The following is a 15,927-nucleotide window of genomic DNA, read 5'->3' as shown; positions in this document are numbered from 1 at the left end:
TTTCTCCCTTGTCCCTTGGAGCTTGATGTTATGAAATTTATTGAAACTAAAATCCCGGACGTGAAAATTATTAAACCAACGGTATTTGGTGATGAACGCGGTTTTTTTATGGAGACATTCCGGACTTCACTGTTTAACGAAAACTGTGGTAAGCGCGAGTTTGTACAAGAGAATCACAGTAAATCGAGCCACGGTATTCTTCGTGGTTTGCATTATCAAACCGAGAACACTCAAGGAAAGCTTGTTCGTGTTGTATCGGGTGAAGTATTTGATGTTGCCGTTGATATGCGCCAAAGCTCGGCAACCTTTGGGCAATGGGTAGGAGTTCTACTTTCTGCGGAAAATAAGCGTCAACTCTGGGTACCAGAAGGTTTTGCCCATGGCTTCTATGTCATGTCAGGTGAAGCTGAGTTTATTTATAAGTGCACCGATTACTATAACCCAAGTAGTGAAGTATCTATCCGATGGGATGATTCTGAGATTGCGATTGAATGGCCACTGGTACGTGGATGCGAGCCAATCTTATCGGATAAAGACAAAGCGGGTTTGAGCTTTGTAGAGGCGCCAAAATTTAATGCATAGGCATATTTATATCTCTGTAGTTTCTCATGGCCATAGTGATTGGATTATTAAACTTAAAGCTTTAGAGCGATTGCAATGTTGTGAGTCAATTTCAGTGCTTTGTAGAGATAATTTAGGTGAATCTAGGTTGTCTGAATATTGTGAAGAGTTTGGAATAACGTACATAAAAAATAATAAACCATATGGTTTTGCTAAAAATAATAACTTGAATTATCAAGCAGCACTTGAGATTGGGCTTCAACCCCAAGATTATTTTTTATTATATAATCCAGATATTGACATTAGTAACGAGGCTATTAGTCAATTAGTTTGTGCCTGTGAGAGCGGTTCATTCGAGTTGGCAACTGTGAACTTATTTCTTAATGCTCGACGCAGTTGTTACGATGATAACTTGCGTTTATACCCTGAATTGTCGACCTTTTTTAAAAACTACTTGCTTAAAGATAGAAGCACCGTTGTTGATAAGGAAAATCTTACTAAACTCAGTAATATTGATTATTGGGCGAGTGGAGCATTTTTGTTATTCAAGGCTGAGTTATATCAACAGCTTGAAGGGCTGGATGAAACTTACTATTTGTATTGCGAAGATATAGATATTTGTAAGCGTGCGTTGAAACTAGGGCATCGCATTGAGTTTTTCAGTAGCATTGAAGCTATACATTATCGGCAGTGCAAAAGTCGAAAGTTTCTATCTAGAGAATTTTTCCTTCATGTTGAAAGTATATTGAAATACTCTTTGGCAAAGTGGAACTTACGATCATTTAAAAGTGGCTTAGTTAAATAGTGTGTTTGTCGCAAATTAAATTATATGGTGTGATGGTTTGGTACCATCCAGATCAAGCAACCATTACGTACACGCAACAATTGTCGCAATGGATAAGATTAATAGTTGTAGATAATACTGAACTTGCTATGCAACGTTTTGGACAACAAGATTTGTTGACAGCACATTATATAAATAACGATGGTAATCAAGGTATAGCGCACGCTCTTAATAAAGGAATACAGCATGTTCAAAGTGTTGAGAGTTCTGATACCGTATCGTCATGGTGTGTGTTGTTTGACCAAGATAGTCGCATAGACAAGGGGTTTATTGATCAATTGTCGACAGCGGTACAGCAGACAGATTCTGATGTTGCTGCTATTGCCCCAAGTTATTTTGACCAAAATTTACAACGTAAAGGTGCTGTTATTAAACTGAATAATGGTCGTCTTTATAGAACAATTCCTCAGGGGGAACAAAGGCTTCCTGCTAGCTACGTTATTTCCTCAGGTTGCTGTGTTAACTTATCCGCTTTTTCTATAGTGGGTGAGCACCGAACGGAACTGTTTATTGACTTTGTCGATATAGAATGGGGGTTACGCGCTGAAGCTAAAGGCTTTCGAATTGAGGTGATTCCACAGTTAGAAATGACGCATTACCTAGGTGATAGGCCTATTAGTGTCTTTGGTATTAAGTTTGTTAATCACTCACCATTAAGACACTACTATTATTTTCGAAATGCAATCTGGTTGTGCAAAAAAACTTATGTTCCTCTTGCTTGGAAGAGATGTGAGTTGTTGAAAATGCTCCCACGGTTTGCCGTATATGCATTGTTTAGTGATTGCCGAAGATCTCAGATAAAGCACATGACACAGGGTATTGTTCATGGTTTAGTAGGGATAACAGGTAAACTTTCTAAAGAGATAAAATAGCGTGCGAGTTTTAATAACAGGCAAATGTGGTCAACTGGCATGCGAGCTAGAGAAATCAGTGCCTGAGAATGTAGATATAATCACTTTTGATTCTCTTAAATTAGACATTACTAACCAGGCAATGGTTAATGAAGTACTGATTACACACTCTCCAGATATTGTGATTAATGCTGCTGCTTATACTGCAGTTGATCAAGCTGAAGTAGATAAAGAAGCGGCACATGCGGTAAATGAAAATGGAAGCAAATACTTAGCGTTAGTATGTAAAGAAATTGACGCACAACTCATTCATATATCTACTGACTTCGTGTTTGATGGGACTCAAACTACTCCATATCAGACTCACGATAAGCCTAACCCAATTAACATTTACGGGGAGTCAAAACTACAAGGCGAAACTAAAATCGGCCAGATTTTAGGGGAGCAAGCTATTATCATTCGTACAGCTTGGCTTTACTCTGTTAGTGGTAATAACTTTGTAACAACCATGCTGCGCTTGATGGCTGAGAAAGATCAGCTTAGTATCGTTTATGACCAAGTGGGTACACCAACTTGGGCGAAAGGCTTAGCAGAAATGATCTGGGCCTTAGTTCAGGCACAAGGGACAAGAAACAAGAATCAAGACACACTTTTGTGTGAAAGAGCCTTGAACTTTGAGCCTACAATCCTTCATTGGACTGATGCGGGAGTTGCGTCTTGGTATGATTTTGCAGTTGCAATTCAAGAATTAGCCCTTAAGAAAGGCTTACTTGATAAAGCTATTCCTATTCGTCCGATTCCAGCGAGTAGTTACCCAACATTGGCGAAACGCCCAAATTTCAGTGTAATGGACAAAGTCTCTGCAGAAATGGCAAGTGGTGTTGAAACCAAGCACTGGATGTCACAACTTTCCATAATGATGGATGAACTAAAAATATTAAGATCGAAATAAAAGTTAATAGTGGGCTGCTTCACTTCTTAAAGTAAAGATGCACCTTTTAGCGCATATTATAAATACAAACTATTTTAACTTTTAACTTTTAACTTTTAACTTTTAATTATGACTCAAAAACAACGTAATATATTAGTGACAGGAGGTGCCGGTTTTATTGGTGCTAACTACGTTCACTACTGGCTTAACCAATATCCAAACGACAAAATAGTTGTTTTGGATGCTTTGACTTATGCTGGAAATCGAGACAACTTAACTCCAGTAGATAACCACGATAATTTTACTTTCGTACATGGTGATATTTGCAATAGCCAATTAGTTGAGACCTTGCTGAGTAAATATCGTTTAGACACTATTGTTCATTTTGCTGCAGAGTCTCATGTTGACCGGTCGATTACAGACCCTGATGCTTTCATTGAAACCAACATCTTAGGCACTTATAGCCTACTCAAAGCGGCTAAGAAGGTGTGGATTGATGAGCCTAAATCGGACGGGAAATTACCTTTACCGCATCGCTTTCACCATGTGTCAACCGATGAAGTATATGGAACACTAGAACCCAACGCTCCCGCATTCACTGAAGAAATGGCCTATGCACCGAACTCACCATACTCTGCCTCTAAGGCAGCATCCGATCACTTAGTACGTGCTTATCACCATACTTATGGCCTTGAAGTAACAACATCTAACTGCTCAAATAATTATGGTCCTTATCACTTCCCAGAAAAGCTGATCCCACTGATTATTACCAATATTTTGCATGATAAACCATTGCCAATTTATGGTGACGGGCAACAAGTTCGTGACTGGTTATATGTAGCCGACCACGCTCGCGGTATCGATCTGGTACTGAACAAAGGCCAGTCAGGTGAGAGTTACAATATCGGTGGTCACAATGAATGGACGAATATCGATATTGTCGAAGTCGTCTGCAAACTGATGAATGAGTATTTTATTGACTCTTCTTTACTCTCTACTATTAACTTCCCACTTTCTAGCTCTGAACTAAAAAGAAAGTTTCCTCAGGCAACCTCAGCCGCTGAAGGAAAAAGTGAGTCATTAATCACCTTTGTTACTGATCGAGTAGGCCATGATCGCCGTTACGCGATTGATGCAACTAAGACTAACAATGAACTAGGCTACCAACCGAAAGAGAGCTTTGAAACGGGCATCAAGGCAACGGTTGAATGGTACTTGACTAATAGTACGTGGTGGAGGCCTTTACTATAATGGCATTATATTTCCTCAATAATGAATGTATCCACAGCCATTGGGGATGCACGGAGTCAATGACGCGTCTGTTTGGGTACTCAAACCCAGAGAGTAAACCCATGGCTGAATTATGGATGGGAGCACACCCCTCCGCTTCTTCTTCTATAGACGTAGATGGGGAAAAGGTTCTACTGAAAGACATTATCTCTTCTCAGCCCGAGCTATACTTGGGAGCTGATGCGAGTGCGTGTTTTGAAGAACGACTTCCTTATCTATTTAAAGTGCTTTCTGCACGCACTCCGCTTTCAATCCAGTGTCATCCTGATAAAACCCAAGCGATAGAGGGTTGGAAACGAGAGAATCAGTTAAATATCCCTTTAAACGCGCCGCATAGAACCTATAAAGATAATAACCATAAGCCAGAGTTAGTCTATGCACTAACACCGTACAAGGCCCTCAATGGCTTTCGTCCTATCGCTGAAATTGTAAGCTTGTGGCAAGGCTTAAAGCTGACTGATTCAGGTCTAAGCCAGCAGCTTGATAAGCTAATGGCACTGAATTCTTCTGCTGGGTTAGAGGCGTTTTATCAGTACTTGATGACAATGCGTGAACCTGCAGCATTTGTTCATAAAGTCGTAGAGTCTTGCATTGTTGCGCTAGATAGTACTGCGCTAACCTCTACTCAAAAGGAAGCATACCAGCTGCTGCTTCTTTTAAATGAATACTATGAAGATGATATCGGTGTTTTAAGCGGGTTACTACTGAATTATGTTGTGTTGAAGCCAGGTGAAGCGATGTTCCTGAAGGCGCGTACACTTCATGCTTATTTATCTGGAACGGCATTAGAGCTAATGGCGAACTCTGATAATGTTATCCGTGGTGGATTAACTCCCAAGTTCGTTAATATAGAAGAACTGATGCAAACAGTCAGTTTTGAACCATTACATAGTGAGCAGATTAAATTCCCCTCAGCGGTAAGCGGTCCTTTTGAGGCTTATCAAGTTCCCGCCCGAGACTTTAAATTAACGATTGCTTCGATAGGCTTAGAAGTCGTGGAATATTGCTCTTCTCAAGCTGACATTTTGTTTGTAATTGAGGGGAGTGTTCAGGTAATAGTTTCTGTGGAAGAGACGCTTACACTTCAGTTAGGTGAGAGCTGCTTTGTCCCAGCGTGCACAAATCAATATCAACTGCAGGGAGCAGGTAAAGTCGCCATTGCTTCATGTGGGTTATAATTTAGCTTTGGAAAAATAATAATGATTCAACCAGTAATAATGTCAGGTGGCAGTGGGTCAAGGTTATGGCCACTTTCACGCAAGCAACACCCTAAGCAGTTTCTCGCATTAGTCAGTGATAACACAATGCTTCAAGATACGGTGCTTCGTCTCGATGGATTGGATGTTTCTAACCCAACTATCATCTGTAATGAAGGGCACCGCTTTATCGTTGCAGAGCAGTTGGACGAAATTGGTAAGCTTGGCGGTGAAATTATTCTTGAGCCTCAAGGTCGCAATACCGCTCCTGCGATTGCTTTAGCTGCCTTGAGTGCGATTAGTCAGCAGCAAGATCCATATCTACTAGTATTAGCTGCGGATCATGTAATCAGAGACAATCAAGCCTTCCATCAATCAGTACTGTTGGCACTTGAGTGCGCAAAAGAAGGCAAACTAGTAACCTTTGGCATTGTTCCAGATAAACCAGAAACTGGATATGGCTATATAAAAGCTGGTGATAAGTGTGAAATGTCTGGCTGCTACGAGGTAAATGAGTTTGTCGAGAAACCCAATCTTGCTACTGCAGTGCAATACCTTGAGTCAGGAGACTACTACTGGAACAGTGGTATGTTTTTATTCAAAGCAAGTAGCTACCTTGCAGAATTAGAAAAATACTCACCGGGTATTTTAAAGTCTTGTCAAGCTGCAATCCAAGGTGCCAATAAAGAATCTGACTTTACTCGTTTGGATAACGATGCATTCTTGACTAGCCCGGATGATTCAATTGATTACGCCATCATGGAACAAACTAAATTAGCGGCTATGGTACCGCTAGATGCTGGTTGGAGTGATGTGGGCTCTTGGTCGTCAATTTGGGATGTTTCCGAAAAAGATGAGTTTGGGTGTAGTTTACGTGGCGATGTTAAAACGATTGATGTGCACAATAGTTTAATCGACGCGCGAGATAAAATGGTAGCAGCAATAGGTGTTGAAGATTTAGTCATTGTTGAAACCAGTGATGCAGTCGTTGTTGCCGACCAATCGCGAGTGCAAGACATTAAGCGAGTTGTCGATAATCTAAATGCTGAGAAGCGCAGTGAATCTAAAGAGCATAGAACTATTTACCGACCGTGGGGCCACATAGAACTATTACAAAGCGGTGAGCGATACAAATCTAAACAGGTCACTATAAAGCCTCGCTCTAGCTTATCTTTGCAGAAACATTACCACCGCGCTGAGCATTGGATTGTTGTGTCGGGTACTGCGCGAGTAACATGTGATGAGCAGGTTACAGTAATTACTGAAAATCAGTCGACTTACATTCCGGTTGGGGCAGCACACCGAATAGAAAATCCAGGCAGTATCCCTCTTGTTATGATTGAAGTTCAAACGGGCTCATATATTGGTCTAGATGATATTATTCGTTTAGAAGATCTGTACGGTTTCGAACAAGATAAGTTTTAATTCTTTGGCCATGTGAACTGAATAAAATTGACCTAAAGGGAACAATAATGTCAAAAACTCAATTAGCAACAAACGAAGTTATTGAAAACAGTGGTATCAGCTTTGGTACTAGCGGTGCTCGAGGTTTAGTCGTTGATTTTTCTTCAGACGTTTGCGCGGCGTTTACTCATGCATTCATTTCAGTAATGAAAAGCTCATGGCAGTTCGATACCATTGCCATCGCAATAGATAACCGTCCTAGTAGCTATGCCATGGCAATGGCGTGTGCTGAGGCCGCTAAACAGCGCAATATCTCTGTCGAATATTATGGTGTAGTACCCACTCCGGCTTTAGCATACTCCGCAATGCAACGTAATATTCCATCTATTATGGTAACAGGTAGCCATATTCCTTTTGATCGTAATGGGTTGAAATTTTATCGCCCAGATGGAGAGATCAGTAAACAAGACGAGCAAGCGATTTTATCTGTTAATGCAGCGTTTTCAACAGTAGATGATCTTACAGAGTTGGATACGGATTTAAGTGCTGCAGATGAGTATATTAAAAGGTATACATCAATTTTTGATTCTAATGCTCTAGCTGGTAAACGTATCGGTATTTATGAACACTCGAGTGCCGGCCGTGACTTGTACCATAAAATATTTTCTGCTTTAGGCGCAGAAGTGGTTGCTTTAGAGAGAACAGATACATTTGTCCCCATTGATACCGAAGCCGTGGGTGAAGAAGACAAAGAGAAAGCAAAAGCTTGGTCAAAGCAACACCATTTAGATGCCATTTTCTCAACTGATGGCGACGGAGATCGTCCACTTGTTGCTGATGAAAAAGGAAACTGGTTGCGTGGTGACATCTTAGGCTTGCTGTGCGCGGATGCTTTAGAAGCAGACGCTCTTGCGATCCCTGTTAGTTGTAACACGGCGGTCGAGCTTTCTGCTAAGTTCAATAAAGTTATTCGGACTAAGATTGGCTCACCTTATGTTATTGCCGAGTTTGCTGTGTTGGCACAAGAGTACAATCGTGTCGCTGGCTTTGAAGCAAATGGTGGATTTTTGCTTGGCAGTAGCATTCAAGTTGGAGGGCACGAGCTGAAAGCATTACCAACTCGTGATGCAGTTTTGCCTGCGATTATGGTATTGGCTACCCTGTTTGATGACTCTCTATCTAGCAAAGTTGCGCAACTTCCAGAACGGTTTACCGCGAGTGACCGAGTTCAAAACTTTGCTACTCAGCGCAGTCAACAGATAATATCGGATGGTCTAAGTAACCCGCAGCGGTTGCTTAATCGTTTACAATGGGTTGATGAAGTAGTAGACGCGACAGACAACACCGATGGTTTTAGAATGTCGCTAAAGTCAGGCAATGTCATTCATTTAAGGCCTTCGGGGAACGCTCCTGAATTACGGTGTTATGCTGAGGCTGATACTGAGCCTCGGGCTCAAGAGTACGTCTTAAAAACTCTATCCGCCGTGGAAGCTTTGTCTTACCATAGCGAATAGCATTCAATAAGATAATTAGGATAAATATGGACTCAGTTTTAGTTATTGGCTTTGGTTACAATCAGTGGAATACCAAGGTGAGAGAGTTGTTTGATGTATCAACTCAGGTTCACGTCATTGATTTTGAGCAACCTGTTAAGCAACAACAAATTGCTCACATTACCTCGCAAGTGGATCAGATTATCGTTTTCATTTGTTCGCCAGAAAACTATATCGCGAGCGCGTTGCCAAAACAGCATGGAGACTTGCTTGATAACTTAGAGTCCTTATCCGGTTCATGGAACCAACAAGGGCAACAATTATTACAATTAACCCTACAACATAGACAAAAAACGGTAGTAATAAGTGAAGAGTTGGTGTGTGGTTTTTCAGCTGAGCAGTTCTCCAATTTAAATATAACCTCATCGCCATCGAGTGTGGACCCAGCAGTACTGTTTAGTCGTCATGTATTGGCGACACATACGTTGATCGCGTCTGCTTATTTAGGAGAAGATCACGTTAACCTATGTGATTATGAAGAGCTATTGGCATTGAGCCACCTAAAATCAAACACTGAAAGCTACCGTAATCGATTGTTGGGTGTATTAACTGATGTGTTTGTGCGAAAGACAGATTTGTTAAGCCAGTTAACGAGTTTAAAAGCGGAAAATAATCATAACGCTAATGAATTGAACTCAATTCTGCAAAAAGTAGAGCTGCTGCAGCAAGAACTAGAATGCACGCAAGATGAAAATGAACGACTTACCGCTGAATTAGTGGAAAAAACTCAGCAGTTCAATGCATCTGAGAGCAAAGTAAGTGAACTGTGTAGTGAAAATGAACTAGCTTTACTGCAAGTTCAACAACTACAAGAGGAGTTGGAGCAAACGCATTTGAACAGCAAATCGTTATCTGAAGATAAATTGCAAAAAATCGCTCAGTTGGAAAGTGTTTGTAGTGAACTGTGTAGTGAAAATGAACTAGCTTTACTGCAAGTTCAACAACTACAAGAGGAGTTGGAGCAAACGCATTTGAACAGCAAATCGTTATCTGAAGATAAATTGCAAAAAATCGCTCAGTTGGAAAGTGTTTGTAGTGAACGAAGTAGTGAAAATGAACTAACTTTACTACACATTCAACAACTACAAGAAGAGTTGAAGCAAGCGCATTTAAGCAGTAAATCGCTATCTGAAGATAAATTGAAAAAAATTGCTCAGTTGGAAAATGTGTGTAGTGAACTAAATAGTGAAAATGGACTAGCATTATTACAAATTCGTCAGTTGCAAGAAGAGCTAGAACAAACTCATATCAATGTTAAATCCTTATCAGAAGAAAAATTGCAAAAAATCGCTCAATTAGAAAGCAGTTACAGCGACCTTGATAGTGAGAATGAATTAGTGTTATTGCAAGTTCATCAACTGAAAGAGGAACTGGAACAAACTCAACAGCATGCCAAATCATTATCTGAACAGAAGACGCTACAAATCGCTCAGTTGGAAAGAGACCGTAAGGACTTGAATAATGAACGTGAGTTGACAAATTTTCAGATTGAGCAATTACAAAAAGAGCTAAAACTAGAGCGCTTAAACCTTCAAGACGTCTCTGCTAATAAAGTAGCTTTGCAAGAGTTTACAAAACTACAATCTCAGTTTGATAGCCAACTAGAGGAGCTAAATACCCAGAAGAAACGAGTTGTTCAGCTAGGTACAGAAAAAGATGAGCTCTCTAGTGAACATGAGCTTGCATTGCTACAAATTCACCAATTACAAGATGAGTTAGAGCAAACGCACTTAATGTCGACGAATAAAGTCTCATTAGAAGAGTATTCAAATCTAAAAGCTCAGTGTGATAGTCAACAAGCTGAGTTAGAATCTGAACAACAGAAAGTCACTGTATTGGAAGTAGCTCAAAATGAACTGAGCGGTGAAAATGAGTTGGCGTTATTACAAATACATCAGCTGCAAGAAGAGCTGGAGCATTACTACATAAAGTCAGTAGAAGCGCAATTAGATAATAAACAGTTACAAGTACTGCATTATGACGTGCCACAGACAACGTTGAGTCTGTTAAACATGTTAGATAGACCAATAGCCTAGTTATATGCTTTCTGGTTCTTCTAAAAAGTTAGTGATTCTTGACCCCGGGCTTAAGGGTTTGAGCGGACATCATGTGGCTGTTCTCGATACATTGTCTGCGCTCCGCGATAAGTTATCGATTCAGGTTTGGTGTAACAATACAGCAAGTGAAGGAGTTTTAGATAAAGTAGCTAATCTAGGTTTCACTGCAAAGCTGTTTTTCTCGAGCGAGTTTTATGGTTATTTATTTGAACCTGCGAGTCTTGCCAAATTAGCCCCTCAACTTAACCAGTTGGTTGCTGAGTATTGCCGAGCGTTGGTTGATATTGGTAGTGACAATCAAACGACGATTCTAATGCATACGCTAGACTGGTATCACCTGTGGGCTTTTTCTTTGGCTATGCAACAATATGAGCGAAAACATGGGGTGTTGCTAAGTGAAATCTCATTGATGCTTATGTTTAATCCGCTTGGCGATAGTGGGCAGGATTTGTGCGTAACCCCTATTTATAGTTCAGCATGTCGAAACTTGTTAAAGCACACAAATATTACATTCTACGCCGCTGATTATGAAATTGCCCATGATGTATCATCGCTGTTGGAGCTAGATGAAATACTGCCCATACACCCTTGTGTAGTCACAAGTGTAGATCCACACCAATTACAACAGTTAAAAAGGGAGCAGGGAGATTATCTACTGTTATATTGCGGTGATGCCAAAGCAAACAAGGGGTTTAACGCGCTTCCACAGCTTTTAGCCCAATGTTTGTCGGTAAAAAATAGTTCAACTCAATACGTGATCCATTATACCAATCTCAGTGATGACCCCCAGCTTTCAGAAACAGAAACAGAGTTAGAGTTGTTCGCAGGGCAAGATAGTCGAGTTGTTATCAAAAAGGGGTTTCTTGATGATATAAAGATCAACAAATTGATCGCAAATTGCCGTGCATTAATCTTAAATTACGACTCTCAGGTTTACCAAAATAAAACCTCTGGTATCATTTGGCTTGCTGCAAGATATAACACTCCACTCTTATTAAACACGCAGAGTTGGCTGGAAAGAGAAGCTAAGCGTTTGGGTTTACCACATTGTCAGCTGACAAATGAATCATTAGTCAATATAGGTAGCTCCATAAAGGCGTGTGGCCTGAGCGGAAGAGATAGCCAATATAAACAGCAGTTGTTTGCTTCATTTTCTGATTGGTTGTTAGATAGAGTATTGAAATGAATTAACTAGCCATAGTGAAGGGATTATGCTGGATACAATTACATGTTTATTTGAAAGATCTAATAAACCACAGCTGGGGCATGTGGTTTGGCTAGGTTGCGGCTTGGCGAATGATGCGAACAGCATTTGCGCTTTAAAACCAACTAAATTGGTGTTAGCGGAAGCAATTGAAGAGCTAACAAATAAGCTTGAAAGACGTTTTCAAGGTAGTAATATTGTTGATATAGTTAACTATTGTATCAGTTCAGATGGCAAACCAACGGTCTTTTTTCACACACAGCCGCGTAAATTTTCCAGTTTACAAGAGCCAACAGGTCTCGTTAATTATTACCCTAATACGGTTGTTGATTCGGTGTTTGAGCACCCGACTATATCCGCCAACTCCCTGCTATCTAGCTATGAGCTAAACCCTAACTATTTCAATGTGTTAATTCTGGAACTCAATGGCTATGAGCAAGCCTTAGTTCCCCACATTGAAAAGCAGTACTTACATCAATTTGATGCGATCGTAATAGCGCAAACAATTCACTATGATGTAAGCAATAAAGAACAGCTTGAGCAAGAAATGGATCAATTGGCTTTTCAATTAACCGACAGTGAAGGTTCACATCGCGCTTACCTTAGAAATGATACCCAGTTAAGGGTTCAACTGCTCGAAAATCTGCATCTAGAGTTTCAAGAAAAGCAAAAACATCTTGAGTCTGACAATGAAATACTCTTTATAGAGAAGGGTTCATTGGAAGCGCAGATCGCGCAGCTTCAACAAAACAATCAAGATCTTAATGAAATAAATGAGAACGCTGTAGCTCACATACACCAGTTGCTAAATGATAACGAGCAACTGGAAGCGAAAGAGTCTGAGCTTTTATCTAGCATTGCGTCTTTAGAATCTCGCCTCTCGAACTTAGAATCGAGTAACTCGTCTCTAGAAACTTACAACTCGGATCTAATCAAAGAGAACGCAGATCTTACCAGGGCTAAGAAAACTGTAGAGCAGGAAAGAGAACAGTTAAAAGTAGAAAGTGGCAAGGTTCAAGGGGAAAGGGATAAGGCACAAGGTGAGCGAAATCTAGCTCAGTCGAGAGTTAATGAACTTACGCAGCAATTAGAGCAGCACAAACAGCAATCAGAAGCAGAACAGTCTGAGCTTTTGTCTCGCCTCTCGCAGCTAGAATCGAATAACTCCTCTCTAGAAACTCGCAACTCGGATCTCATCACAGAGAACGCAGAGCTCACCGAAGTTAAGAAACTTGTAGAGCAGGAAAGAGAAAAGTTAAAAGTAGAAAGGGATGAAGCAAAGTCCCAAATTGAGAGTAAAGTAAAGCTGCTAGAGGAAGTGACTAAGCGCGCTGAGAAAGAAGAAGCTGAATTTGTCTCTAGACTTTCAACTCTCGAATCTGAGCTTGAAGAACGCACTAAACAGCGTGACAGCGAGCATAAATGGCATCAAGAGAATAAGAATTGGGCCGAGTCACTAAATAAACAGATTGAGCAATTAAAAACAGATCTAGCTGAAAAATCACGTAGTGCCAGCTTAGGGCAAAAAATGCTCGCCAAAGCCCAGATTGACTTAGATCACCTTCGCGAGTCTTACGCTGACAAAGTGCAATCTGAAAAAGAACTGGTGGAGTTGGTACGCGAGCTTCGTGAAAAACTCACACTTGCCTCAAAGTACTACATCAAGTTGCAGCAAGAGCACCCAGAGCTTATATCCTCGCAAACGCAAGAGATCTGACTATGCCATCAAGCTTTGAATTGTTTAAGGAGCAACTGGACGATGCCATTGGTTTGATTGAAGGCGCCGACGTTGTAGAGCAAACAGAACTAAACCTGCCGACTACGGCAAACGAACTGGTTGATACCCAGTCACTGATTGCACGCTGCGAAAGTGTATGTAATATACACCAGCCTAAAAAGCCGGTTATTCGCATTATTCACCATTTGGCATGTAGTGGTGATAGACTTATTTCTAAATGCATTTCGGCAATGCCAAATGTGTATTTGCTGAGCGAAGTGCATCCATATACGGATTTTGCAATAGGCAAAGACAAGTCAAATTATGCACCTTCAGATATAGCTTCTTTAGCCAGAGATGCGGGAATTCCTAAGCAAAGAGAGCTAGCCCGAAAATTGTTTAAACAGTCTATTGACAGTGTTTATAGGCACCTAGCAAACCAAGGTGGGGACCTGGTTTTGTTGGAAGATATCAAAGTAAGTATTCTGAAAGAGGAATTAATCCACAAGCAGAGTGAATTAATAAAACTTTTGGAACAGGATTATGATATATCATCTATTCTTATAATTCGAAATCCAGCTGATACATATCATGACATTTTTAAAGAGCAAGATAGTAAATCAGGTTTTCCCTCTTTTTCTGAGTATTGCCTTCGTTACAAAAAATATTTAGATCATTACCCTAAAGATAGAGTTTTCTCTGAAGAGAATGTAATACAAGAACCTCAAGCATATTTAAAGTCCATTTGTGAGTTACTGCAGTTGACTTTTAACAGTATGTTTGAGGATATAGTTAATCCAATTGCCATAACGAAGCGAGAAGAAATAAATAGCTTGGTCTATTCAAAAGGTTTACCTAATAATACTGCACTTGAACTAGAAAACCTTAATAAAAGCTTATATCAATTTGGTATTGACTTAATTTCTTCTAAATTGGCTCAGAGCCAAATACCAGGTGTTCAGCTTACATTAGATGCACCTTTAAATATAAATGCTTGTGTCAAAAAGCAACGTAGGCTTGTTATCGTTCTTGCGGGTATGCGCCACTGTGGGTCGACCGCTCTATTTAATATTTTAAGGCTGTTAATTCAAAAAGCAGGCTTTTCATTGTTCTCTTGTTATTCAGAAAGAGAGGAATTTTCAGAGCTTAAAAAGGTTAATTTTGAGGTTGTCTTGATAAAAACTCACGAGTTACGAACTGATATCAGAGAGTTTGCGAATGTCGTTATTACATCCGTTCGCGACCTGAGGGATGCTGTAGCATCGAGTAAACGAAGAGGCTTCCCTATGCTGGAGCGTGTCGGAGGTGTCGTAGAGTATGCTAATTATAATCGTACACTGCATGATGACTGGGCACCTGTTAGCAACTATGAGTTTAACTATGAAAAATTTATGCAATCCCCTTTGGAATCCATAGTAGAAATACAATCAATCTTAGGCTTGCCGAGTGATTTTGCTGAAGAAGTATGTAATGAGGTTATGTCGTTACCCACAGATAAATATGAAACTACACTGCTTAGCCCCTCTCATATTACCGATCCTGAAAGGAAAGAGAGTTACAAAACGACCTTAACTGATGAAGAGTGTAAATTAATTGAAGAACAGCATGGTGAGTGGCTAGCAGAGTATGGTTATCTTGTATGATTGAGCTATATAAAAACCGTCACTTAGGTGAGCGATGTGTAATTATATGCAATGGGCCTTCTTTAAATAGTACAGATTTTTCATTAATTAGAAATGAAATATGTATTGGGTTAAATAAAATATATTTAGGGTTCAGTAAATTTAGAATTTATCCCAAGTATTATGTTTCAGTAAATGAGAAGGTGTTGAGGCAGTCTGAGGTTGAAATTAAAAAAATGACAAGTGTCAAATTTTTAAGTAATAGATGCCCTGATTTATATTCAAATAACGCATTAACTCATGTGATTGATACGGCAACTCCCTATGCACGATTCTGTAGTGATATATCTATGGGGGTGGAAGAGGGTTGGACGGTTACCTACGCAGCATTGCAGATTGCTTACTATTTAGGCTTTAAGGAAGTCATTATTGTCGGCATGGACCACCGTTTTGACTATAAAGGTTTACCAAATGAGTCCAACATATTGAATGGTGATGATAACAACCACTTCACAACCGATTACTTTGGCGGTGGCCAAGAGTGGGATAACCCTGATTTGGTTAACTCAGAAGAGTCCTATCGTATCGCAAGACAGGCGTTTGAAAATGATGGAAGAGAAATTATTGATGCGACTGTAAATGGCGCATGTAATGTATTTAAGAAGAAAAATTTAAAAGACTGCTTTAAGAGTTAAAA

Annotated in this window: 13 protein-coding genes; all 13 read left to right on the top strand. The window is 40.1% G+C overall.

From position 1 onward, the window contains the following. The first annotated feature begins 30 nt into the window (after positions 1 to 30). Positions 31 to 582, top strand: a complete 552-nt coding sequence (rfbC, locus tag AC4MRV_RS07295; protein WP_491186773.1) for a dTDP-4-dehydrorhamnose 3,5-epimerase — start codon at positions 31 to 33, stop codon at positions 580 to 582. Continuing rightward, entirely contained in the window at positions 575 to 1,366 is a 792-nt protein-coding gene (locus tag AC4MRV_RS07290) for a glycosyltransferase family protein (protein ID WP_491186772.1), read from the top strand. Before rfbC ends, AC4MRV_RS07290 begins: the two co-directional genes overlap by 8 nt. Before the next feature lie 5 nt (positions 1,367 to 1,371). After that, positions 1,372 to 2,277, top strand: a complete 906-nt coding sequence (locus AC4MRV_RS07285) for a glycosyltransferase family 2 protein (protein ID WP_491186771.1) — start codon at positions 1,372 to 1,374, stop codon at positions 2,275 to 2,277. A gap of 1 nt (position 2,278) precedes the next feature. Then, complete coding sequence (rfbD, locus tag AC4MRV_RS07280) at positions 2,279 to 3,208, top strand: dTDP-4-dehydrorhamnose reductase (protein ID WP_491186770.1); 930 nt, start codon at positions 2,279 to 2,281, stop codon at positions 3,206 to 3,208. A gap of 108 nt (positions 3,209 to 3,316) precedes the next feature. Next, a complete protein-coding gene (rfbB, locus tag AC4MRV_RS07275) occupies positions 3,317 to 4,438 on the top strand; it encodes a dTDP-glucose 4,6-dehydratase (protein ID WP_491186769.1) in 1,122 nt (373 codons plus the stop codon). Then, positions 4,438 to 5,655, top strand: a complete 1,218-nt coding sequence (gene manA, locus AC4MRV_RS07270) for a mannose-6-phosphate isomerase, class I (protein ID WP_491186768.1) — start codon at positions 4,438 to 4,440, stop codon at positions 5,653 to 5,655. Before rfbB ends, manA begins: the two co-directional genes overlap by 1 nt. 21 nt (positions 5,656 to 5,676) lie before the next feature. After that, positions 5,677 to 7,098, top strand: coding sequence for a mannose-1-phosphate guanylyltransferase/mannose-6-phosphate isomerase (locus tag AC4MRV_RS07265; RefSeq protein WP_491186767.1), 1,422 nt, complete (start codon positions 5,677 to 5,679; stop codon positions 7,096 to 7,098). 47 nt (positions 7,099 to 7,145) lie between these two features. Then, positions 7,146 to 8,591 carry a phosphomannomutase gene (locus AC4MRV_RS07260; RefSeq protein WP_491186766.1) on the top strand — a complete coding sequence of 482 codons (1,446 nt, stop codon included), beginning with the start codon at positions 7,146 to 7,148 and terminating at the stop codon, positions 8,589 to 8,591. 26 nt (positions 8,592 to 8,617) lie between these two features. Beyond that, positions 8,618 to 10,666, top strand: a complete 2,049-nt coding sequence (locus AC4MRV_RS07255) for a hypothetical protein (protein ID WP_491186765.1) — start codon at positions 8,618 to 8,620, stop codon at positions 10,664 to 10,666. Positions 10,667 to 10,670: 4 nt separating this feature from the next. Then, entirely contained in the window at positions 10,671 to 11,873 is a 1,203-nt protein-coding gene (locus AC4MRV_RS07250) for a hypothetical protein (RefSeq protein WP_491186764.1), read from the top strand. A 25-nt stretch (positions 11,874 to 11,898) separates the two neighbouring features. Then, positions 11,899 to 13,608: a hypothetical protein gene (locus tag AC4MRV_RS07245; protein WP_491186763.1), complete on the top strand. Its 1,710-nt coding sequence runs from the start codon at positions 11,899 to 11,901 to the stop codon at positions 13,606 to 13,608. A 2-nt stretch (positions 13,609 to 13,610) separates the two neighbouring features. Then, a complete protein-coding gene (locus tag AC4MRV_RS07240; RefSeq protein WP_491186762.1) occupies positions 13,611 to 15,251 on the top strand; it encodes a hypothetical protein in 1,641 nt (546 codons plus the stop codon). Next, positions 15,248 to 15,925 (top strand): 6-hydroxymethylpterin diphosphokinase MptE-like protein, encoded by a 678-nt coding sequence (locus tag AC4MRV_RS07235; RefSeq protein WP_491186761.1) that lies wholly within the window; start codon positions 15,248 to 15,250, stop codon positions 15,923 to 15,925. Before AC4MRV_RS07240 ends, AC4MRV_RS07235 begins: the two co-directional genes overlap by 4 nt. The last annotated feature ends 2 nt before the right edge of the window (positions 15,926 to 15,927 follow it).

The organism is Vibrio sp. (genome assembly GCF_984391705.1).
This window is presented reverse-complemented; position numbering and strand designations above follow the sequence as displayed.

Coding starts and splice junctions, on each gene's coding strand:
- AC4MRV_RS07235 (WP_491186761.1), top strand. CDS start 15,248: ATGATTGAGCTATATAAAAACCGTCACTTAGGTGAGCGATGTGTAATT.
- AC4MRV_RS07265 (WP_491186767.1), top strand. CDS start 5,677: ATGATTCAACCAGTAATAATGTCAGGTGGCAGTGGGTCAAGGTTATGG.
- rfbB (WP_491186769.1), top strand. CDS start 3,317: ATGACTCAAAAACAACGTAATATATTAGTGACAGGAGGTGCCGGTTTT.
- rfbC (WP_491186773.1), top strand. CDS start 31: ATGAAATTTATTGAAACTAAAATCCCGGACGTGAAAATTATTAAACCA.
- AC4MRV_RS07240 (WP_491186762.1), top strand. CDS start 13,611: ATGCCATCAAGCTTTGAATTGTTTAAGGAGCAACTGGACGATGCCATT.
- AC4MRV_RS07260 (WP_491186766.1), top strand. CDS start 7,146: ATGTCAAAAACTCAATTAGCAACAAACGAAGTTATTGAAAACAGTGGT.
- AC4MRV_RS07255 (WP_491186765.1), top strand. CDS start 8,618: ATGGACTCAGTTTTAGTTATTGGCTTTGGTTACAATCAGTGGAATACC.
- AC4MRV_RS07290 (WP_491186772.1), top strand. CDS start 575: ATGCATAGGCATATTTATATCTCTGTAGTTTCTCATGGCCATAGTGAT.
- AC4MRV_RS07250 (WP_491186764.1), top strand. CDS start 10,671: ATGCTTTCTGGTTCTTCTAAAAAGTTAGTGATTCTTGACCCCGGGCTT.
- manA (WP_491186768.1), top strand. CDS start 4,438: ATGGCATTATATTTCCTCAATAATGAATGTATCCACAGCCATTGGGGA.
- AC4MRV_RS07245 (WP_491186763.1), top strand. CDS start 11,899: ATGCTGGATACAATTACATGTTTATTTGAAAGATCTAATAAACCACAG.